The sequence below is a fragment of the Faecalicatena contorta genome, from assembly GCF_003149105.1.
In the GTDB taxonomy this organism is placed as follows: Bacteria; Bacillota; Clostridia; order Lachnospirales; family Lachnospiraceae; genus Muricomes; species Muricomes contortus_C.
The window spans coordinates 143,206-165,516 of record NZ_QGDS01000001.1; the positions used below are offsets into that span (position 1 = coordinate 143,206).

22 protein-coding genes and 1 other RNA gene are annotated in these 22,311 nt (G+C 43.2%); 18 read left to right on the forward strand and 5 right to left on the reverse strand.

Going from position 1 to position 22,311, the window contains the following annotated elements; all coding sequences use genetic code 11:
* Positions 1-235 precede the first annotated feature (235 nt).
* From A8805_RS00680 to A8805_RS00740, 13 genes are all read left to right on the forward strand, one after another.
* Entirely contained in the window at positions 236-1,543 is a 1,308-nt protein-coding gene (locus A8805_RS00680) for a DUF512 domain-containing protein (protein WP_109708309.1), read from the forward strand.
* 25 nt (positions 1,544-1,568) lie between these two features.
* Entirely contained in the window at positions 1,569-2,897 is a 1,329-nt protein-coding gene (gene der / locus A8805_RS00685) for a ribosome biogenesis GTPase Der (protein WP_109708310.1), read from the forward strand.
* 2 nt (positions 2,898-2,899) lie between these two features.
* A complete protein-coding gene (gene plsY, locus A8805_RS00690; RefSeq protein ID WP_109708311.1) occupies positions 2,900-3,544 on the forward strand; it encodes a glycerol-3-phosphate 1-O-acyltransferase PlsY in 645 nt (214 codons plus the stop codon).
* 32 nt (positions 3,545-3,576) lie between these two features.
* The gene (locus A8805_RS00695; RefSeq protein ID WP_109708312.1) at positions 3,577-4,602 is read left to right on the forward strand and encodes an NAD(P)H-dependent glycerol-3-phosphate dehydrogenase; all 1,026 of its coding nucleotides are present in this window, start codon (positions 3,577-3,579) and stop codon (positions 4,600-4,602) included.
* A gap of 118 nt (positions 4,603-4,720) precedes the next feature.
* Entirely contained in the window at positions 4,721-6,193 is a 1,473-nt protein-coding gene (gene spoIVA / locus A8805_RS00700) for a stage IV sporulation protein A (protein WP_109708313.1), read from the forward strand.
* A gap of 145 nt (positions 6,194-6,338) precedes the next feature.
* Positions 6,339-7,160 carry a purine-nucleoside phosphorylase gene (locus A8805_RS00705; protein ID WP_109708314.1) on the forward strand — a complete coding sequence of 274 codons (822 nt, stop codon included), beginning with the start codon at positions 6,339-6,341 and terminating at the stop codon, positions 7,158-7,160.
* A gap of 25 nt (positions 7,161-7,185) precedes the next feature.
* Entirely contained in the window at positions 7,186-8,463 is a 1,278-nt protein-coding gene (locus tag A8805_RS00710) for an amidohydrolase (RefSeq protein ID WP_109708315.1), read from the forward strand.
* Positions 8,464-8,580: 117 nt separating this feature from the next.
* Positions 8,581-9,045, forward strand: coding sequence for a MogA/MoaB family molybdenum cofactor biosynthesis protein (locus A8805_RS00715; protein WP_109708316.1), 465 nt, complete (start codon positions 8,581-8,583; stop codon positions 9,043-9,045).
* Positions 9,042-9,776 (forward strand): MBL fold metallo-hydrolase, encoded by a 735-nt coding sequence (locus A8805_RS00720; protein ID WP_109708317.1) that lies wholly within the window; start codon positions 9,042-9,044, stop codon positions 9,774-9,776. The genes A8805_RS00715 and A8805_RS00720 overlap by 4 nt, the downstream gene beginning before the upstream one ends.
* Before the next feature lie 56 nt (positions 9,777-9,832).
* The gene (rnhA, locus tag A8805_RS00725) at positions 9,833-10,312 is read left to right on the forward strand and encodes a ribonuclease HI (RefSeq protein WP_109708783.1); all 480 of its coding nucleotides are present in this window, start codon (positions 9,833-9,835) and stop codon (positions 10,310-10,312) included.
* Positions 10,313-10,315: 3 nt separating this feature from the next.
* On the forward strand, positions 10,316-11,041 hold the full coding sequence (locus A8805_RS00730) for a TraX family protein (protein WP_242992215.1): 726 nt from the start codon (positions 10,316-10,318) through the stop codon (positions 11,039-11,041).
* A gap of 94 nt (positions 11,042-11,135) precedes the next feature.
* An RNA gene (gene rnpB / locus A8805_RS00735) (RNase P RNA component class A) lies at positions 11,136-11,488 on the forward strand.
* A gap of 50 nt (positions 11,489-11,538) precedes the next feature.
* Positions 11,539-12,597 (forward strand): 3-deoxy-7-phosphoheptulonate synthase, encoded by a 1,059-nt coding sequence (locus A8805_RS00740; RefSeq protein ID WP_109708318.1) that lies wholly within the window; start codon positions 11,539-11,541, stop codon positions 12,595-12,597.
* 84 nt (positions 12,598-12,681) lie between these two features.
* Here A8805_RS00740 and A8805_RS00745 read toward each other — a convergent pair whose 3' ends face one another.
* From A8805_RS00745 to A8805_RS00760, 4 genes are all read right to left on the reverse strand, one after another.
* A complete protein-coding gene (locus tag A8805_RS00745; RefSeq protein WP_109708319.1) occupies positions 12,682-13,125 on the reverse strand; it encodes an aspartate carbamoyltransferase regulatory subunit in 444 nt (147 codons plus the stop codon).
* A 24-nt stretch (positions 13,126-13,149) separates the two neighbouring features.
* Positions 13,150-14,070 carry an aspartate carbamoyltransferase gene (pyrB, locus tag A8805_RS00750; protein ID WP_109708320.1) on the reverse strand — a complete coding sequence of 307 codons (921 nt, stop codon included), beginning with the start codon at positions 14,068-14,070 and terminating at the stop codon, positions 13,150-13,152.
* 38 nt (positions 14,071-14,108) lie between these two features.
* Positions 14,109-14,645, reverse strand: coding sequence for a nitroreductase family protein (locus A8805_RS00755; protein ID WP_109708321.1), 537 nt, complete (start codon positions 14,643-14,645; stop codon positions 14,109-14,111).
* A gap of 85 nt (positions 14,646-14,730) precedes the next feature.
* The gene (locus A8805_RS00760) at positions 14,731-15,108 is read right to left on the reverse strand and encodes a putative ABC transporter permease (RefSeq protein WP_109708322.1); all 378 of its coding nucleotides are present in this window, start codon (positions 15,106-15,108) and stop codon (positions 14,731-14,733) included.
* 173 nt (positions 15,109-15,281) lie between these two features.
* Between A8805_RS00760 and pheA the strand changes: the two genes are divergently transcribed.
* From pheA to A8805_RS00775, 3 genes are read left to right on the forward strand one after another with little or no spacing between them, the layout of a single operon-like run.
* The gene (gene pheA / locus A8805_RS00765; RefSeq protein WP_109708323.1) at positions 15,282-16,412 is read left to right on the forward strand and encodes a prephenate dehydratase; all 1,131 of its coding nucleotides are present in this window, start codon (positions 15,282-15,284) and stop codon (positions 16,410-16,412) included.
* Positions 16,413-16,463: 51 nt separating this feature from the next.
* Positions 16,464-17,756, forward strand: a complete 1,293-nt coding sequence (locus A8805_RS00770; protein ID WP_109708324.1) for an ATP-binding protein — start codon at positions 16,464-16,466, stop codon at positions 17,754-17,756.
* 58 nt (positions 17,757-17,814) lie between these two features.
* The gene (locus A8805_RS00775) at positions 17,815-18,636 is read left to right on the forward strand and encodes a DUF6612 family protein (protein WP_109708325.1); all 822 of its coding nucleotides are present in this window, start codon (positions 17,815-17,817) and stop codon (positions 18,634-18,636) included.
* Positions 18,637-18,770: 134 nt separating this feature from the next.
* Here A8805_RS00775 and A8805_RS00780 read toward each other — a convergent pair whose 3' ends face one another.
* Positions 18,771-20,507, reverse strand: coding sequence for an Rqc2 family fibronectin-binding protein (locus A8805_RS00780; RefSeq protein ID WP_109708326.1), 1,737 nt, complete (start codon positions 20,505-20,507; stop codon positions 18,771-18,773).
* 270 nt (positions 20,508-20,777) lie between these two features.
* Between A8805_RS00780 and A8805_RS00785 the strand changes: the two genes are divergently transcribed.
* Positions 20,778-21,656, forward strand: a complete 879-nt coding sequence (locus A8805_RS00785; protein ID WP_109708327.1) for a YicC/YloC family endoribonuclease — start codon at positions 20,778-20,780, stop codon at positions 21,654-21,656.
* Positions 21,657-21,673: 17 nt separating this feature from the next.
* Positions 21,674-22,309 (forward strand): guanylate kinase, encoded by a 636-nt coding sequence (gene gmk, locus A8805_RS00790; RefSeq protein ID WP_109708328.1) that lies wholly within the window; start codon positions 21,674-21,676, stop codon positions 22,307-22,309.
* Positions 22,310-22,311 lie beyond the last annotated feature (2 nt).

The window sequence follows — 22,311 nt, forward strand, 5'->3', positions numbered from 1 at the left end:
TTATTAGGCTAGGAATGTTTCATCAGGTATGGTATAATGCAAACGGACTTGGGAGATATTTTTATGTAGTAAGAAGTTATATCCTATTACATAAAAACCCGCCGGGGGATGCGCACTGGGGTGTAAGCGGCAGATGTCGCTATGCGGCCAACCCAGGTGCAAGAGTTTGCGAAGCAAACTCTTTGTTCTGAGAATATAGGGTGTTATATAATAGATTTTGAGGAGATAATAAAGAATGGCGCATGGACATATCGTAAGTCTTGTACAGCCTGGAAGTATTGGAGAAGAGATGGGAATTGAGCCCGGAGACAGACTTCTTGAGATTAACGGGAACGAGATTGCAGATGTATTTGATTATCATTATTATGTAGATGATGATAATATTGTATTATTAATAGAGAAGCCGGACGGAGAACAGTGGGAACTGGAAATTGAAAAAGATGAGGAAGAAGGCTTGGGTCTGGAATTTGGACAGAGCCTGATGGATGAGTACCGTTCCTGCCGGAATAAGTGTATGTTTTGTTTTATTGACCAAATGCCTGGTGGAATGAGGGATACCTTGTATTTTAAGGATGATGATTCCAGGCTTTCATTTTTACAGGGAAATTACATCACCCTGACAAATATGAGTGATCATGACGCTGAGCGTATTGTAAAATACCATTTGGAGCCAATCAACATTTCTTTCCATACAACAAACCCGGAACTACGGTGTAAAATGCTTCACAACCGTTTTGCGGGAGATGCCCTGAAAAGAGTCGACATCTTGTACCGGGGTGGAATTGAAATGAATGGTCAGATTGTGCTCTGTAAAGGAGTAAATGATAAAGAAGAGCTGGAGAGGAGTATCAGGGACCTGACGGCATACCTGCCGTTTTTAAAAAGTGTATCTGTGGTGCCTGTGGGACTGACGAAGTTTCGTGAAGGTCTTTATCCCCTTGAGCCTTTTACAAAGGAAGATGCAAAAGAAATGCTTGCAATGATTCACAGCTGGCAGGACAAGATATATGAAGAATACGGTATACACTTTATACATGCAGGTGATGAGTGGTATATTCTGGCAGAAGAGGAGTTCCCGGGGGAAGAACGGTATGACGGTTATCTCCAGCTGGAAAACGGTGTGGGAATGCTCCGGCTTCTTATAGAGGAATTCAGGGAAGGCCTGGCGGGTATAAAAGGGGACGGGCGCACAAGAGAAGTTTCTCTTGCTACGGGAAAACTGGCATATCCCTATGTGGAACAGATGCTGGGTAAATTAAAAGAGAAGTTTCCGAATGTTCAGGTTCACCTTTATGCAGTCAGAAATGATTTTTTTGGAGAGCATATTACGGTGTCAGGACTGATTACAGGACAGGACCTGACGGCCCAGTTAAAGGGGCAGGAGCTTGGAGAAGCATTGCTGATTCCCTGCAATATGCTCAGAGCGGATGAGGATGTGTTTTTGGACGATTTTACGGTGAAACAGGTAGAGAATACTTTACAAGTCCAGGTGGATATTGTAAAATCAAGCGGTCAGGATTTGATAGATGCAATTTTAGGCTGAAAAAATAGAAAGGTAACAGACAAATATGAGTAAACCAGTAGTAGCGATTGTAGGAAGGCCGAATGTAGGAAAGTCCACATTATTCAATGCACTGGCAGGCGAGATGATTTCAATCGTAAAGGATACTCCGGGCGTTACAAGAGACCGGATTTATGCCGATGTAAGTTGGCTCGACAAAGACTTTACATTGGTTGATACAGGCGGTATTGAGCCGGACAGCAAGGACGTCATTCTTTCTCAGATGAGGGATCAGGCGCAGATTGCCATTGATACGGCGGATGTAATCATCTTCCTTACAGATGTGAGGCAAGGGCTTGTGGATTCCGACTCCAAGGTGGCAGATATGCTGCGCAGGTCAGGGAAACCGGTTGTTCTTGTGGTAAATAAAGTGGATAGTTTTAATAAGTTTATGCCGGATGTATATGAATTTTATAATCTTGGAATTGGTGATCCGGTTCCGGTTTCGGCATCCTCCAGACTTGGAATTGGAGATATGCTGGATGCAGTAACAGAACATTTCCCGGCAGGCTCCGGTGAAGAGGAAGAGGATGACAAGCCTCGGATTGCGATTGTGGGAAAACCAAACGTAGGAAAGTCTTCTATCGTTAACAAACTTTTGGGAGAGAACCGTGTCATTGTATCGGATGTGGCAGGGACTACCCGGGATGCAATTGATACAGAGATTATTCATAATGGAAAAGAATATATTTTCATTGATACGGCAGGGCTGCGCAGAAAAAGTAAGATTAAGGAAGAACTGGAGCGTTACAGTATTATCAGAACTGTAGCGGCAGTAGAGCGTGCAGATGTTGTTCTGATGGTCATTGATGCAGAAGAAGGCGTGACGGAGCAGGATGCGAAAATTGCCGGAATTGCACATGAGCGGGGCAAGGGTATTATAATTGTAGTAAATAAGTGGGATGCCATTGAGAAAAATGATAAGACTATGAAGGAATATGAGAATAAAATCCGTCAGATTTTGTCCTACCTTCAATATGCAGAGATTATGTTTGTATCAGCAGTTACAGGACAGAGACTGCATAAGCTTTATGATATGATTGATATAGTAATTGAGAATCAGACACTGCGTGTGGCAACCGGTGTGCTTAATGAAATTATGACGGAAGCAGTGGCTATGCAGCAGCCTCCGTCCGATAAAGGAAAACGGCTGAAGCTGTATTATATCACACAAGTGTCCGTAAAGCCGCCTACCTTTGTTATTTTTGTAAATGATAAAGAGCTGATGCATTTTTCTTATACAAGGTATTTGGAAAATAAGATCCGTGGGGCATTTGGGTTCCGGGGAACATCGCTGAAGTTTTTTATCCGGGAAAGAAAGGAAAAGGAGCAATAACTATGGAGCGTATAATCTGTCTTCTGATAGGGTATGCATTTGGTCTGCTGCAGACCGGATATGTTGTGGGAAAGATAAATCATATTGATATTAGAAAAGAAGGGAGCGGAAACGCCGGGTCTACGAATGCAGTGCGTGTGATGGGGTGGAAAGCCGGAGGGCTGACCTTCGCAGGCGATGTGCTGAAATGTTTGGCAGCAATTTTCATTGCGCGGTATTTGTACAGGGACAGTGATTTTCTACCTTTATTGTCCATGTATGCAGGCATGGGCGCCACTCTGGGACACAATTTCCCGTTTTACCTTCGGTTTAAAGGCGGGAAGGGAATTGCCGTGTTGGCGGGACTTGTACTGTCTGCCGGATTGGTGATGGTACCGATTCCTCTGGCAGCATTTTTAATATCAGTGGCTTTCACAAGATATGTATCATTAGGCTCTTTACTTGCATCTTCTTTATTTTTTCTGGAGATACTTATATTCGGTGAGCTGGGAGGATTCCATATAGCTGCGGCTTACCGGTATGAACTTTACATACTAGTCCTGTTACTTACCATTCTGGCATGGTACAGGCATAAAGAAAATATCAAACGCCTTCTTGCAGGGACAGAAAATACATTTGGTTCAGGCAGGAAAAAGGCGGCGGAGTAATCATTGAGTAATAAAGGTGAAGGAGGACGATTATGGCGAATGTAGGTGTGCTGGGAGCTGGGAGCTGGGGAACCGCGCTTTCTGTTTTGCTTCATGAAAATGGACATCAGGTTACAGTATGGTCTATTAATAAGGAAGAAGTGAAGATGCTCTCTGAAAAAAGAGAACATGAGTCAAAGCTGCCGGGAGTAAAACTGCCGCCGGAGCTGGTTTTTACAAATGAAATGGAAGAGGCAATTACCGGAAAGGATTTTCTGGTGCTGGCCGTGCCGTCCCCTTTCACAAGGGAAACTGCAAAGAAGATGTGTCCTTATGTAAAAGAAGGTCAGATTATTGTAGATGTGGCAAAAGGGATTGAGGAAGCAACTCTGATGACTCTTTCCCAGCAAATAGAGCAGGAGATTCCCCAGGCAGATGTGGCCGTTTTGTCGGGACCAAGCCATGCAGAGGAAGTAGGAAAGAAGCTTCCGACCACTTGTGTTATTGGAGCGAAGACAAAAAAGACCGCTGAATATCTGCAGTCTATGTTTATCAGCCGTGTATTCCGTGTATATACAAGCCCGGATATTCTGGGAATAGAGCTGGGCGGTTCTTTGAAAAATGTGATTGCACTGGCCGCCGGAATTGCCGATGGACTGGGTTATGGTGATAATACAAAAGCTGCCCTGATAACCAGAGGAATTGCGGAAATTGCAAGACTTGGAGTTAAGATGGGCGGGAATATTGAGACATTTACCGGGCTGACCGGAATCGGAGATTTGATTGTTACCTGTGCCAGCGTACACAGCAGGAACAGGAAGGCAGGATACCTCATGGGACAGGGCAGAACCATGGAGGAAGCCATGGAAGAGGTTAAGATGGTTGTGGAAGGTGTTTATTCTGCAAAAGCTGCTGCTAAGCTCGCTGAAAAATATAATGTTTCCATGCCGATTGTGGCTCAGGTCAATGAGGTTCTGTTTGAAGGAAAGAATCCGGCGGAGGCGGTAGATGAGCTTATGCTTCGTGAATTGAAGAGTGAGCATTCCGCACAGCCATGGGACGAGCCGAAAGCAACTTAGTAAATCCGAGCGTTCGCGAAGGATGAACTTAGTGCGAGGCCGTTCCTTATAAAACAAATTTGCATAAACCCCCTTTTCTGTGCATACATTGATATCAGCAGAACAAGGGGGTATTTCTATGGATTCATTTCAGTTATACAAAGACATGAAAGCAAGAACAAACGGTGAGATTTATATTGGAGTGGTCGGTCCTGTTCGGACAGGCAAGTCAACGTTCATTAAAAGACTTATGGATTTGCTTGTGCTTCCCAATATGACAGATGAACATGCAAAAGAGAGAACTAAGGATGAATTGCCGCAGTCTGCATCCGGCACAACCATTATGACAACAGAACCCAAATTTGTTCCAAAGGAAGCTGCATCCATAAAGTTATCCGATGACGTAGAAGTAAAAATACGCTTGATTGATTGTGTAGGCTTCATGGTGGAGGGGGCATCCGGCCATATTGAAAATGATGCGGAGCGCCAGGTAAAAACACCCTGGTTTGAGTATGAAATTCCATTTACGAAAGCAGCAGCTATCGGAACTCAGAAGGTCATCCATGACCATGCTACCATTGGTATTGTGATAACTACTGACGGAAGTATCGGAGATTTGCCCAGGGAAAATTACATAGCAGCCGAAGAGAAAACAATTAAAGAACTGCAGTCTATCGGCAAGCCTTTCATTGTTCTTTTGAATACGCAGAAGCCTTACACAGATGATTCAAAGGCGTTGAAAGAGGACATGGAAACGAAATATGGAGTATCTGTACTGCCGGTGAACTGTGAACAGCTCAGAACAGAGGATATCCACAATATCATGCGGCAGGTACTGTATGAGTTCCCGATAGCGGAAGTGGAATTCTATATCCCCAAATGGGTGGAAATGTTGTCAAGAGATCACCGGATCAAGGTGGATTTGCTGCAAAATGTGAAAGCAATTATGGGAGAAATGAAAGATATACGCAGTACAGCTAATAAGTCACCGCAGATAGAAAGTCCTTACATAGAGAAGGTCAATGTAGAAAAAATTGAGATGGATACCGGCAGAGTCAAAATTAGAATTGATCTTGCCGGGCAATTTTATTATGAGGTGCTGAGTGAACTGACAGGCACAGATATCAATGGAGAATATGAACTGATTTCTGCCATGAAGGAATTGGCTGCCATGAAACAAGAATATACTCAGATAAAAGATGCATTTGCCGATGTGAAAATGAAAGGATACGGTATGGTAAGCCCGAAGAGAGAGGAAATAGCAATGGACGAACCTCAGATAATCAAACAGGGCAATAAATATGGAGTGAAAATCCGTTCCGAGGCACCATCCATCCATATGATACGGGCAAATATTGAGACAGAGATAGCGCCTATTGTAGGAAATGAAAAACAGGCCCAGGATCTGGTGGAGTATATTAAAACGGAAAGCGAAACTCCTGAAGGAGTATGGGGAACCAATATATTCGGCAAGTCCATTGAAGAACTGGTAATGGATGGAATGCGGAATAAGCTGACGATGATTAATGATGAGAGTCAGGTGAAGCTGCAGGATACCATGCAGAAGATTGTAAATGACAGCAACGGAGGGCTGGTCTGCATTATTATTTAAGTATATGAGAATAATCCGGAGCATTGAGTGATTCGTTCAATGCTCCTTTTGCATTTGTGTTTTCCAAATTGCCCTTGTGAGTTCACCGGTTACAAGGTATAATATTTCACAGGTATACTTTAATATGATATCGAGGAGAAATAAAATGAGCAAACAATATGAAAAATTAGCAAAATGTTATGAATATTATCAGTCTGTAACAGATTTTAAACCCCGCGTAGGTCTGATTCTTGGCTCAGGGCTGGGAAATTATGCAAGAAATATGAAAGTGGAATGCGAGATTCCATATGGTGATATCCCAGGTTTTCCGGTTTCTACGGTAGAAGGCCATGACGGCAGATTTCTGTTGGGATACATTGGCGGAGTTTCTGTAGCAGTAATGAAGGGGCGCGTACATTACTATGAAGGATACTCAATTGAAGACGTGGTGCTTCCAGTCAGGCTGATGAAACTGATGGGAATTGAAACCTTGTTCCTTACAAATGCATCAGGCGGCATCAACAGAGAGTTTCAGGTAGGAGACTTCATGATGATTACGGACCAGATATCTAATTTTGTTCCTTCTCCGCTGATTGGAGAAAATGTGGCAGAGCTGGGGACACGTTTCCCGGATATGACTCATATTTATGATGTGGAATGGATGGAATTAATCCGTACTGTGGCGAAGAAGGAAAGTATTTCCCTCAAGGAAGGTGTTTATGTACAGACAACAGGTCCTAATTTTGAAAGTCCTGCTGAAATCAGGATGTTTGATATAGTGGGGGCTGATGCTGTAGGAATGAGCACTGCCTGCGAGGCTATTGCAGCCCATCACGGAGGCGTGCGGGTATGCGGAATTTCCTGTATCTCAAATATGGCATGCGGTATTACAGGAGAGGAACTCAGCCATTTAGATGTACAGGCTGTGGCAGATAAGAGGGCGGAAGAGTTTGAACGTCTGGTGACACGAATTATTGAGAAGATGTAGAAAAGATAGGAGAAAGGAAACGAAGATGAACATACGAATTTATAACGTAAGAATCCTGACCATGGAAGCGGGAAAAGGAATTTTCCGGGGGGAGGTCTGGGTAAAAGGCGACACCATTGTTTATGCGGGACCTTTTGTACCAGATGCGGAGGAAACGTGGGACCAGGAAATAGACGGACAGGAAAATCTTCTGATGCCTGGGTTTAAAAATGCCCACACCCATTCTGCCATGACATTTCTACGTTCCCATGCAGACGATATGAAGCTGGACGAATGGCTGCATACAAGAGTATTTCCTGCGGAAGCTCAGTTAACAGGAGAAGACCTCTACTGGCTGAACAAGCTGGCAATCATGGAATACTTGACAAGCGGCGTTACCTCCGTTTTTGATATGTATTTTAATAAGCCGGTGGTAGAGCGGGTTGCAGTGGAAACTGGATTCCGGACAGTGATATGCGAGAGCATCAACAACTTTGGAGGGACACTGGAAGAAGTGGAAGCAGATTATAAACGCTACAGTCAGGACCCGGACAAGCTGATATCCTATCAGCTGGGATTTCATGCGGAATACACGACAAGCAAGGAGCTGATGGAAGGACTGGCATCACTCTCCAAGAAGTACAAGATTCCGGTCTATGTACATTGTTCCGAGACTAAAAAAGAAGTAGAGGAATGCCGGAGCCGGACAGGCATGACACCAATTACCTATATGGATTCCCTGGGGATGTTTGCCCATAGAGGCGGCCTGTTCCATGGTGTGCATCTGGATGAAGCAGATTTCGGCATTGTAAAAGAAAGGGGGCTTTACATCATAACGAATCCGGCTTCCAACCTGAAACTGGCAAGCGGTATCGCCCCTGTAAAACGGTATCTGGATATGGAAATTCCTGTAGCTATCGGAACAGACGGTCCGGCAAGCAACAACTGCCTGGATATGTTCCGGGAAATGTTTTTGGTAACTGGGTTGCAGAAGGTAATCTGCGATGATCCGGAAGCTGTGCCGGCTATGGAAGTGCTGAAAATGGCAACAGTAGTAGGAGCACACGCAATGGGGCTGCCGGAATGTGACACAATAGCAGAAGGCAAGAAAGCGGATATGATATTAATCGACTTACAGCAGCCAAATATGCAGCCTATTCAGAATATAGAAAAGAACCTGGTGTACAGCGGCAGCAAGCAAAATGTAAAAATGACCATGGTAGGAGGTAAAGTTCTCTACCAGGACGGGAATTATTACCTGGGCTCTTCAAAAGAAGAGATATTTGCGAAAGCAAATGAATCAGCGAGGCGCATTTTAGGATAACTTTGAAATTGTTTTTGAAACTTTCAGAATAGTCTGAAAATGAACAGCAAAAGGGACAGTCCCTTTTGAAGAGGGGCTGTCCCCTTTGGACTTTTGCAGAGAAGGGAGTACTATAGGGTGAAAGCGGCAATATTTACGTTAGATACGGGTTTATATAGAGCAAGGAAAGAAAGTACAGCGGCATCTGCACTGAAGCGAATGTTGGAGCAGGTGGGATTTGAAGTGAAAGCAGCGGGGGTTCTGCCGGAGGATAAAAAGGTGTTATCGGCGGTGATGCAGAGACTGGCAGATACGGAAGCGGTGGATTTGATTCTGACTACCGGTGGCGTAGGTATCCAAAAAAGGGACTGCGCTCCTGATGTTGTAGAAGAGATTTCGGACAGGCTTCTGCCAGGTATTCCGGAAGCGGTGAGGGCTTATAATATCCGTCACACAAAAAAAGCTATTTTGGACCGTTCAGCGGCAGGAATCAGAAACCATACTTTGCTGGTGAATCTTCCGGAGAGTGCAAAAGCTGCCAAGGAAAGCCTGGAATATATTTTACCTGAATTAGTTTATGTAGTGGAGAAGGTGAGTGCATGATGCGTATTACTTATTTAAGTCACAGTGGATTTCTTGTAGAGTTGGAGAAGGCATATTTTTTGTTTGATTTCTATAAAGGGGAGCTGCCTGAACTGGACGCTGGGAAGAACCTTTTTGTTTTTGTCAGCCATGCTCATTATGACCATTATAGAAGAGATATCTTTGAATTGAGAGAACGCATGCCTGAAATTTGCTTTGTGCTTTCTGATGATATAAAAGCAGAGGAAGAAGAAAATGTTATTTATATGAGAGCAAATGAAGAAAAATATGTAAACGGCTGTAAAATCCGTACCCTTCGCTCTACGGATGAGGGCGTGGCATTTTTGGTGCAGTATGATGGATATGTCATTTATCACGCCGGAGATCTGAATTGGTGGCACTGGGAAGAAGAGAGCGAGGTCTACAATACGATGATGCGGCGGAATTACCAGCATGAAATTAACAAGCTGAATGGTGTGAAGATTGATGCTGCATTTGTGCCGGTAGACCCGCGCCTGGGTGAACAATACTGCTGGGGGCTGGACTGTTTTATGAAACGTACGGACACGCAGGTGGTATTCCCAATGCATTTTTGGGAAAACTATGGAATCTTTGACAGGTTGGCTCTGGAAAGCTGTACAAAAGAATATGTGGATAAAATTCAGCATATTACTAGAGACGGGCAAGTGTTTGAGGTGGAAAAGAAGGCAAAGAAATCCTTTGCCGATAGTGTCAGGGAAGTGATGGAATAAGAGACTTCTTAGACCTGATGTAATGGAATATGGCAGAAGTGGAGAGATATAAGATAATGCATGTAAAATTATATACAGACGGAGCTGCCCGGGGAAACCCGGACGGACCGGGAGGTTATGGAACTGTACTGGAATATGTGGATACAAAAGGTATCCTGCATACCAAAGAGCTGTCACAGGGGTATGTGAAGACTACAAATAACCGGATGGAGCTGATGGCTGTAATTGCGGGACTGGAGGCACTGAACCGTCCCTGTACGGTGGAAGTCTATTCAGATTCAAAATATGTGGTGGATGCATTTAACCAGCACTGGGTTGACGGCTGGCTAAAAAAAGGATGGAAACGCGGTAAGAATGAGCCTGTAAAGAATGTAGATTTATGGAAGCGGCTTTTGGCGGCAAAGGCACAGCATAATGTTGCATTCCATTGGGTAAAGGGGCATGACGGACACCTCCAGAATGAGAGGTGTGATGAACTGGCCACCACGGCTGCAGACGGAAGTGATTTAATTGTGGATGAAGGACTGGTGCAATAATTTATGGGGAAAATTGAAAAAACAAGAGGGCTGAACCGTGATGTCATTAAATATTGTGCAATGCTTACCATGTTTCTTAATCACTTTGCTCATGTGTTTCTGTCTCCTGGAACGGTTTTATACGAAATTTTTTTGGATATCGGGTATTTTACAGCAATTACTATGTGTTATTTTTTGGTGGAAGGTTATGGGTATACACATTCCAGAAAGAAATATGCACAAAGATTGCTTATATTTGCTATAATCTCAGAAATTCCTTACTGTCTTGTGCTTGGACTTTACCAGTTAAATATGCTTTTTACTTTACTGCTGTGTCTTTTCATTCTTATTATCAGAGACCAGGCAGATTTGGGAGGATGGCGGAATGTACTGATTATTTTAATTGTAATGTTCTCTATCTTTTCGGACTGGGCGGTGATGGCCCCTGTATTTACGATTATGTTTGCAGTATGGAAATATGATAAGAAAAAGCTGGTTGTTGCTTATGGAATTGCTGCGGTTTTATTCGGTATTTTTAATTATATGTCCTATCAAAGGATGTATGAGACTGGGGAAGCTCTGCTGCATGCGGGATTTTCTGTTCTCGGAATTGCAGCGTCGGGAGTTGTGATTCTTTGTTTTTACAACGGACAGCGTGCAAAAAGAGGTCGGAAATTTTCTAAATGGTTTTTTTATGTTTTTTATCCGGCGCATCTTATTCTGCTGGGTATAATCCGGCTGTACATTTGATAAAAGACTGGTTCAGCCATAAACCCGATTACGCCAAACAGTAGTAAAACTTATGGACAGGAACAAAAATACATAGTATAATATGTAACTGTGTTAAGTAAGACAGACAATCGCGGCTGCAGGTGCCGAAAGGCAGCAGACGAGGAAAGTCCGGGCTTCACAGGGCAGGATGCCGGATAACGTCCGGTGGAGGTGACTCCAAGGCCAGTGCAACAGAAATAAACCGCCTGGGATACGTCCCAGGTAAGGGTGGAAAGGCAGTGTAAGAGACTACCGCCTCTCTGGTAACAGGGAGGGCACATGTAAACCCCATCCGAAGCAAGACCGAATAAAAGCAAGGTGGCTGCCCGTCACGCTTTAGGTAGGTTGCTTGAGCCTGGTGGCGACATCAGGCCTAGATAGATGATTGTCCAACGACATAACCCGGCTTACCGTCTTGCTTAACGCAAAAGAAATATAAGTATTAGAGAAAATGTATATGTGTAATTGCACGTTGAATGAATGATAAGAAGGCAGGAAAAAATATGGGAATGCGGGTGAATGCAGAGCTGCCGCGTCCGGCAGATTTGAAAGCGGAATATCCGCTGTCCGGCGGTATCCGGGAATTGAAAAGAAAAAGAGATAAAGAAATTCGAGATATATTCACAGGAAAATCGGACAGGTTTCTTGTCCTGGTTGGACCTTGTTCAGCAGATAACGAAGATGCAGTGTGTGAATACGTTAGCAGGCTGGCAGCGGTGAATGAGAGGGTTTCAGACAAACTGATGCTTATTCCAAGAATTTATACAAATAAACCCAGAACAACGGGAGAAGGGTATAAAGGAATGCTTCACCAGCCGGAACCAGATCAGGCCCCGGACCTTCTGGCAGGTATTATCGCTATCCGGAAAATGCATATCCGGGCCATTGGAGAAAGCGGTATGACGTCGGCTGACGAGATGTTATACCCGGAAAACAGAAGCTATCTGGATGACATTTTATCTTATGAGGCAATCGGTGCCCGTTCCGTTGAAAATCAGCAGCACCGTTTGACTGCCAGCGGTATGGATATTCCCGTAGGAATGAAAAATCCCACCAGCGGAGATTTTTCTGTAATGCTAAATTCTGTGGTAGCAGCACAAAGCTCCCATACCTTCATTTACCGGGGGATGGATGTAACAACAGACGGAAATGATCTTGCCCATGTAATTCTAAGGGGCGGGGTTGATAAATATGGAACGTGTATACCAAATTATCATTATGAAGATCTGGTGAGGCTTTTGAATATGTACAACCAGAGAGAGCTGAAAAACCCGGCAGCACTGATCGATGCCAACCACTCCAATTCAAATAAGCAGCACAGAGAGCAGAAGCGTATCGTCAGCGAGGTACTGCATAGCCGTAATTATAACCCGGAGCTGAAAAAGCTGATTAAAGGGGTTATGATAGAGAGCTACCTGACGGAAGGGTGTCAGAATATCGGCAATGGAATGGTATATGGAAAATCAATCACGGACCCTTGTCTGGGATGGGAAGATACGGAACAGTTGATTTATAAGATTGCGGAGAATTGTTAAACATATATGTATATAATAAATAAAGAACCGCTGTAAGAAAAAGTCTGGCAAGCCAGATCCCTTCTTACAGCGGTCTTTTAGCTTTTACTGGTTTCCGCTATACTTCTCTTCACAGTATTTGCAGCGGTATATTTCATTTTCCTCATCAGTCAGTACGAAGACATGCTCCAGTCCCTGCTCAATAGAAGTGATGCACCTTGGGTTTTTGCAGCGGATGACGTTTCTGATTTTTTGGGGAAGTGTCAGCCGTTTTTTGTCTACAATCTCTTCATTCTGGATGATGTTGACTGTAATGTTATGGTCAATAAAGCCAAGAATATCTAAATCCACCACATCTATAGGGCACTCTATTTTTATGATATCCTTTTTTCCCATTTTGCTGCTTTTTGCATTTTTGATAATAGCAACGCAGCAATCCAATTTATCAAGATGCAAGTATTTATAAATTTCCATACTTTTGCCGGCCTCAACGTGGTCAAGTACGAATCCCTCGGATATGCGGCCCACATTCAATGTATTTTTTACCATAATTGTCCTTCTTTCTTTCCTGTTTTAGTCAACGTGTATATCCAGCAGAGTGAGAATAAGTGCCATTCGAACGTAAACTCCACATTGCACTTGTTTGAAATATGCGGCTCTGGGATCATCGTCTACTTCCACAGATATCTCGTTCACCCTGGGCAGTGGGTGGAGCACATACATATCATCAGGTGCCAGCTTCATTTTTTTCTTGTCCAGAATGTAAAAATCTTTCATGCGCACATAATCTTCTTCATTAAAGAAACGTTCTTTTTGCACGCGTGTCATGTACAGAATATCCAGATTTGGCATTGCTTCTTCCAGGCGGACTACCTCTTCATAAGGAATGTTGTTTCTATCCAGTACGTCGTGGCGGATGTAATCGGGCAGCCTCAATTCCTCGGGTGAAATGAGAACGAAGCGGATTCCCTCATAACGCACCAGGGCGTGAATCAGGGAATGAACGGTACGTCCGAATTTTAAATCCCCGCACAGACCGATGGTCATATGATTCAGGCGTCCTTTTACATTTAAGATTGTCAGCAGGTCAGTCAATGTCTGGGTAGGGTGCTGATGCCCGCCGTCTCCGGCGTTGATGACCGGGATAGAAGAATGCTGGCAGGCAACCATAGGAGCCCCTTCTTTCGGATGCCGCATTGCACAGATGTCTGCATAGCAGGAAATGGTCCGGATTGTATCGGATACACTTTCTCCTTTTGAGGCGGAACTGGAATCGGCGGTGGAAAATCCCATGATGCTGCCTCCAAGGTTCAGCATAGCCGCTTCGTGGCTCAGCCTTGTACGGGTACTTGGCTCATAAAATAAAGTGGCAAGCTTTTTACCGTCACAGGCATGGGCATATTTATCAGGATGTGTCTCAATGTCCTGTGCCAGGGTTAAAAGTTCGTCCAGTTCCTCAGTGGAAAAGTCCAAAGGGCTCATTAAATGTCTCATAAATAACCTCCTTATATGCCGGGTAGAGCATATTATCTTTATCTATATTGCAGTAATTCGTCAACAGGCTTGCGTTTTGGTGCTTCCGGGTCCACATCAGGGTACCCTATGGCAATCAATACAGCCAATTCCTGATCTTCAGGAATGTCTAAAAGCTCTGAAACCTTATCTTCATCAAAAATCCCCATAATAACAGTACCAAGTCCATACTCTTTTGCAGCAAGGCAGAAAGTCTGGCATGCCACTCCTGCATCAAACATATCCCAGGCATCCTTCTTTTTCGTAGCAAAAGAGCCGTCACGGTCAAGGCCGGAAACTCCTTTTACAACAGAAACAGCAATCAGCATGGGTGCCTGATTGAGAATTTTAGCGTTGTAAGAAGGGGTAAATTCATCGGCAATTTTCCCAATAACGGTAGAATCTTCAATTGCAATATAACGGGTAATCTGGGTGTTTTTCCAAGAAGGAGAATAAGATGATGCAGAAACAATAGAATCAATAATAGAATGGTCAACTGGATCCGGCTTATATTTGCGGATACTCCTGCGGCTTGTGATACACTCAATAACGTTCATTTATATACCTCCCTGTTCAAAATTCTTTTCTACTAATCATATACCAAATCAGAAGGATTTTCAACAGGAAATTATGATAACAATTTTAACGCAGGATTTTTTCAAAAAGAAGACCGGCTCCAAACCAAAGAGGTGCATAGTCAAATCTTACAACCCCTTTTAGGTTGTATTTTGCTTTGCTGTAATCCCAGGGACAGGCATGGTGTTTCTGAAGGAGACTGCCGGAAATAAATTCGCCAAGAAAGATGCAGCATGTATAGACGCCGCCTCTAAAAAGGGTGTTCTTACCTTTCAGCAGGCGGCAGACAGGGGTGAGAAGACATGCTGCGCCATAGATAGGAAACATCCAGATAGAGGTGCGTCCGACCAGAGTAAATTCTTTTTTCTTAAAGGAATGAAGTGCTGTGAATACGATTTCCATGCACCAGCCCAGGGTGCCGCATATAATAAATTTATTTTTCATATGAGAAGTATGGACTGAAAAAGGAAAATTTATACTTATTGAACTGCTGACATTCCACGAGATATGCAAAAATTTCTGGGAAGAGCTTACGGGCAGGGGGATTGAAAAAAAGATTTGGATTATATAGTTAAATGTATTATAATGGTTTTAGTTTGTGCGAAGGAGAAGTGAAAATGGCTACATTGGAAGAACTCAGGTTACGGTTGGATGAGATTGACGAACAGATTGTAAAGTTATATGAAGGCAGGATGCAGGTTTGCCGGGAAGTCGGAGAGCTTAAGGTGAAAGCAGGCAGGAAGGTATTTGACCGTCAAAGAGAAAGAGACAAACTGGCAGATGTTTCCGCCAAGGTGTCCGGGGACTTTAATAAAAAGGGTGTCCAGGAACTGTACGAACAGCTTATGTCCATGAGCCGGAAGCTGCAGTACCAGCTTCTTGTGGAGGCAGGGGCCCTGGGAAGGCTTCCGTTTATTGAGGTGGATTCCCTGAATAAGCAAAGTGCAAGAGTTGTGTTCCAGGGGGTAGAAGGTGCTTATGGTCAGGCAGCCATGCAGCATTACTTTGGAGATAACTGCAATAGCTTTCATGTACGGACCTTCCGCGATGCCATGGAGGCGATTGAAGAAGGTTCCGCAGATTATGCCGTTCTTCCCATTGAAAATTCTTCAGCAGGTGCGGTCAACGAGATGTATGACCTTCTTGTAGAGTTTGAGAATTATATTGTAGGTGAAACGATTATTCCTATTACCCATACCCTTTCCGGTTTGCCGGGAACAAAATTAGAAGAGATTCAGCGAGTATATTCCAAGGCGGAAGCTTTGATGCAGACTACTCGTTTTCTGGATGAGCATAGTAATTGGCAGCAAATCAGCGTAGTGAATACAGCCATTGCTGCCCGGAAGGTTCTTGAGGATAAAGATAAGTCCCAGGCGGCAGTGTGCAGTGCATATGCGGCTAAATTATATGGGCTGTCTGTTTTGGTGGATAACATTAACGACGAACTAAATAATTCTACCAGATTTATTGTAATAACAAATCAGAAAATCTTTTTGCAGGATGCTTCTAAGATTAGTATCTGCTTTGAACTGCCTCATGAAAGCGGCTCTTTGTACCACATTTTATCTCATTTCATATATAATGATTTAAACTTGACAAAGATTGAATCCAGGCCGGTGGAAGGAAAAAGCTGGGAATACCGTTTCTTTGCAGATTTTGAAGGAAATATGGGAGATGCGGCGGTGAAAAATGCAATCCGGGGCCTGCGGGAAGAAGCAAGGAACCTGAAGATATTGGGAAATTATTAGACAAATGGCAGCCCCGGGGCTGTATTTAGAAAAGCAGAGAAGAGGAAAGTTATGCGTACAAATGAATTGGTGTTGTACAAAAATATGGAATATGGGAATATTCTTCATGATATGACGTTTTTAATGGAGAATTATAACAATGAGTATTACAACAGGGAAGATTTGAGAAACCTCGTTTTTGAATGTATGAATGTTCTGCTTGAGTTATCTGTAAGTCACGGATTTGAGGGCAATCTATGGCATATATATCTGGCCTTTCTTTTGGCCAGCCATGAGAATGCATACACCACTTCCTGTGAAATTGTAGGGGCAGTCGAAGGAAGCATCAATGAAATTGCCCTTCATGACTTTGCTGTATTTAAAGAATTGTTTGATTACGATTTTAAAGATATGGAAGAGAAACTGGATGCAGACTGTTTCTCCGTTTTGGGAAACTATCAAAATGTAAATGAAGGAAGCAAGGTATTTAACAAACGCATCCGTGACAGAATCTGTGAGCTGGGAAAGGCGTTGGGAGAATCGGCAGATGTAGAGTCCTTTAAACAGATTTTGACACAGTTTTACCGTGAATTTGGAGTTGGGAAATTGGGACTTCATAAAGCATTCCGTGTGGAGCATCCAGAAGGCGAAGGCGCACAGATTGTTCCCATTACGAACATTGCACATGTGCATCTGGATGATTTGGTAGGATATGAGCTTGCAAAGAAGAAGTTAATTGACAATACAGAAGCATTTGTGGAAGGCAGACGGGCAAACAACTGTCTTTTATATGGAGATGCGGGAACAGGAAAATCCTCCTCCATTAAGGCGATCCTGAATCAGTATTACCACAAGGGACTGCGCATAATAGAGTTTTACAAGCATCAGTTCCAGGATTTAAATGATGTGATTACTCAGATTAAAAACAGGAACTACAAATTCATTATTTATATGGATGATTTATCCTTTGAGGAGTTTGAAATTGAATATAAATATCTGAAGGCTGTTATTGAAGGCGGTTTGGAGAAAAAGCCGGATAATGTGCTTATTTATGCCACATCTAACCGCCGGCACCTGATTCGCGAGACATTCAGGGACAAAGCAGACAGGGACGAAGAGCTGCATACAAATGATACAGTTCAGGAAAAACTGTCTTTAGTTGCCAGATTTGGGGTAACCATTTATTTCGGTTCTCCGGATAAAAAGGAATTCCAGCAGATTGTAAGGGAGCTGGCCAGACAAAATAAGATAGAGCTGCCTGAGGAAGAGCTTCTTCTCCAGGCAAACAGGTGGGAGCTTACTCACGGAGGAAGGTCAGGAAGAACTGCACAGCAATTTATTGATTATTTGCTGGGACAGAGATGACATCCTGCCGTTGTGTTTAAGATTTCGCCAGGTATTTTGCTCAAAAGAAGGTTAATTTATGAAAAGATCTATTAAAAAAACAATCTGTTTACTGTTGGCCGGAATATGCTGTGTAAATATGCTGACCGGATGCAGCAGCAGGCTGACCCCCGCGAAGCTGATGTCCGCAGTGACGGAAAATCTGGCGGAAGTAACGTCAGTCTCCAATTCCCTGAGTATGGACATTGAGCTGGAGGATGTGCTGGATTCCACGAAAATTTCCATGGATATGGAGATGGAAAACACAACAAAGCCAATGGCAGGACATGCAGAGGGAACTGCTGAGGTGAACATGAGCGGGACAAAGGTTGGAAGCGATATAGAAATATATCAGGTGACAGAGGATAAGCAATTTGTTACTTACAGCAGTATGTATGGAAAGTGGAGCAGAGAAAGCTCTAAAAACCCCAAGAAAAGTACATTTAATGGGAACTTGTTCCAGGAGGCGGGAAATTCTGTCAAATCTTTTAGAATTGCGGAAGAGCCAGTCCGGGTGGGGGAAGAGGAATGTTACGAAATGTATGGGGATATAACTGGGAAGGAGCTTTTACAGTTCATGGGGCTGGATATGATGGAGGCTTTTGGGCTGGTTGATATTCCAGGGGGAGATACAATTGCAGAATTAAAGATTCCTGTTACGATAGATGTATATAAGGAAAAAATGCTCCCGGCCAGGGTTATGATTGATATGACAGATGTTATGAATGATTTGTATGACCAGCATGATAAAAGTACGAATGTTAATAATTTCATGATAAAACTGGGGTATACAGGGTTTAATCAGGTGCAAAAGATAGAAGTGCCCCAGGACGTGAAACAAGCAGCAGAGGGCACACTGTAACGGATGATTACCGTCGTGCAAAATGGACAAGACCTTCATAAATGAGAAGGACTTGTCCATTTTACTTTGTTAATAAAGGAAACATCCGTGTGACTAAGGCGTGAAAATACCAAGCCTTAGTGACATAAGCATTGTTATTTGATTTCCTCAATTTGGGAAATATCACTGTCTATGATCAGGGAATAATTTGTATAATACACCACGAAACCAGGTTTTCCGCCTTTAGGTTTTTTTACATGTTTCTTCTCTACGTAGTCGATTTCAACTTTTTCACCGCCCCGGGCCTTGGAATAATAGGCAGCGAGGCGGCCGGCCTCTTCAAAGGTCCGGTCCGGCAGTTCTTCCCCGTTTGATTTGACGATGACATGAGAGCCGGGAGTTTCTTTCGCATGGAACCACCAGTCATTTCCCACAGCAAAATGGAAGGTGAGTTCCTCATTCTGAAAGTTATTTTTTCCTACATATATATGGTAGCCGTCGCTTGACAGATAATGAAGCGGCTTATTTTTTATTTTTACTTTTTTCCCGGTGAATTTCCTGCGCATGTACCCTGAACTGATAAGCTCCTCCTTGATTTCTGCCAAATCGTCTTCGGTCAGCGCAATATCCAGTGCAGTGCTGATAGACTCAAGATAAGTGATGTCATCCCGGGTCTCCTGAATAAACTTGGAAAGTGCCTCGTAGGTCCGCTTTTGTTTGTTATACTTATCAAAATAGCGCTGAGCATTTTCCTGAGGTGTTTTATCAGGGTCCATGGGGATAGAAACCATTTCATTATTATAATAGTTCAGGGCCTCCAGTTTTTTAGAGCCTTCTTCCAAATTATAGCCATAGGTATGAATGAGTTCACCGTATACCTTGTATTTGTCCCGGTTTTCAGTATCCTGAAGCTGCCTGAGCTGTAAGTCATATTTTTTCCGGCTGCGCTCCAGTGCAGTCTGCACGATCTGACGTAAATCCGCCGATTTCTGCCGGATACGGGTGATTGCATTTTTTGAAGCATAGTATGTCTCTAATACCTGGGACATCATTGGAAATTCTTTGCGGGTATAGCTGCAAAAATGTGTCAGCGGCAGAGCGGAGAAATCCTTTGGTTCCTGCCCGTTATAATAAATGGCAGGAGAAAAGCGGTTTTCTTTTACTGCAGAAAAGAAAATATAAAACTGATTATATAAATGCCGAAGAACATCCTGAGAAAGCTCCTTTGGTGTAATAGAAGAGTCCACGCCGGACAGGTGACAGATTTCCTCTGCAGCCACCGGGCTTATGCCTGTAAAACTGGTGTAAATTGCTTTTGCGAGAGGAAGGGGCTTTGCAGAAAGCTGCTGTATAAATGCCTCCTCGTCTATGTTCAGCGGGTCAGACTTGTCCATCGTATCCGGAATAAAATATTCCCTTCCCGGAAGAACCTCACGTACGGAACTCATCTGTGCGGATACCCGTTTGATGCTGTCAATAATCATGCCCTCCTGGTTACAGAAAATGATATTGCTGTGCTTACCCATAATTTCTACAATCAAATCTTTCTGGCAGAGGTCTCCCAATTCATCGAGATGCTCAATTGTAAAATGGATGATACGTTCCAGTTTTGGCTGGTAGATGTCAATAATGCGGCCATTGCTGATATGCTTGCGGAGAAGCATGCAGAAATTAGGGGCAGACATGGGGCTTGGCTTGTTAGATCCGGTCAGATAAATGAGCGGCAGTGATGCGCTGGCTGAAATACAAAGCCTCTTTTGCCCCCCAGGGGATTTCACAGTAAGAAGCAGTTCATCTGTTTCAGGCTGGGCAATTTTAGCAATCCTTCCGCCTAATAATTGTTCTTTTAATTCGTGGACCAGACAGGCCACGGTAATTCCGTCAAATGCCATAATAAATTCCTTCCTTAACAGTAAATACAATGATTTGCATATAATATCCTCATTTATGAGGATATTATATCATAAATACCAGACACGCGAAACACCTGTGCCTTTCTATAGGTAAATTTAATTTAATCCTTTCTAAAGTATTTGGATAAAGGTTGACCGAAGTGGGGGAACAGGAGTATAATCTTACAGGAGTGAGCTTATACTTCTTGAACTACTAACGTTCAATAAGGTAAATCAAACAAAATCTAGAGAGCAGAAGGAAAAACAGACATGATAAAGAGCATGACAGGTTTTGGAAGATGCGAGATTCTTAAAAGTTCCAGAAAATTTACAGTAGAGCTAAAGGGCGTGAATCACCGCTATTTAGATGTGAATGTCAGGATGCCTAAGAAGCTTAATTTTTTTGAAACATCGATACGGACTTTGTTGAAAAAGTATGCCAATAGAGGAAAAATTGACATTTTTATTACTTACGAAGATACATCAGAAAACCAGGTTTCTTTGAAATATAATGCGTCTCTGGCTGCAGAATATCTTAAATATCTAAAGCAGATGGAAAAGGAATTCGGGCTGGAAAATGACATACGCGTGTCTGCACTGTCACGCTATCCGGAAGTGATTACGATGGAAGAGCAGTGTGAGGATGAAGATGAGCTCTGGAATGGCCTGAAAGAAGCCCTGGAAGGGGCGTTTCGTCAATTTGTAGAAACAAGGACAACAGAGGGAGAAAATTTAAAGAAAGACATTCTGGAGAAGCTTGAGGACATGGAGCAAATGGTGGCCTATATTGAAGAGCATTCACCAGGAATTGTAATGGAATACCGTGAAAAGCTGGAGACTAAGGTTCGGGAGCTTCTGGCGGATACACAGATAGAAGAGAGCCGGATTGCAGCAGAAGTGGTTATTTTTGCTGATAAAATCTGTACGGATGAAGAAGTGGTACGCCTGAAAAGCCACATCAGCCATATGAAAGTCACTTTAGGTGAAAAGGAAGGAATTGGCCGCAAGCTGGATTTCATTGCTCAGGAGATGAACCGTGAAGCGAATACTATTCTTTCAAAAGCCAACGATTTAGAAGTGTCCAACTGTGCCATCGGTCTCAAGACGGAGATTGAAAAGGTAAGGGAACAGATCCAAAATATTGAGTAAAGGAAGTTAAGTCAGTTATGAGTAGGAAAGGAATTCTGATTGTTGTGTCCGGTTTTTCCGGTTCAGGAAAAGGGACTTTGATGAAGGAGCTGATTAGCCGTTATGGAGAAAATTATGCCCTCTCTATCTCAGCAACCACCCGTGAGCCAAGAGAAGGAGAGGTTCATGGAAAAGAATATTTCTTTATAACAAAAGAAGAATTTGAAAAAAAGATTGCGAAAGAAGAACTGATAGAGTATGCTAGGTATGTAGAAAATTATTATGGGACTCCCCGTGACTACGTGGAAGAACAGTTAGATGCAGGCAGGGATGTTATTTTAGAGATTGAGATTCAGGGAGCATTGAAGGTAAAAAAGGCATTTCCTGAAACATTGCTTTTGTTTGTAACCCCGCCCACATCATCGGAGTTAAAGAAACGTCTCATAGGCAGAGGTACAGAGACAATGGAGATAATCGAGTCCAGAATGAGGCGCGCGGTAGAAGAAGCCGAGGGCATGGATAAGTATGATTATCTGGTTGTCAATGATGATTTGGGACATTGTGTGGAAGAGATGCACGCAATCATCCGGGCAGAGCATTGCAGAAGTTTCCGTAATGCAGCGTTTATGAAAGAAATAAAAGATGACTTAAGCAGAAGCTTGAAAGGAGAATGATT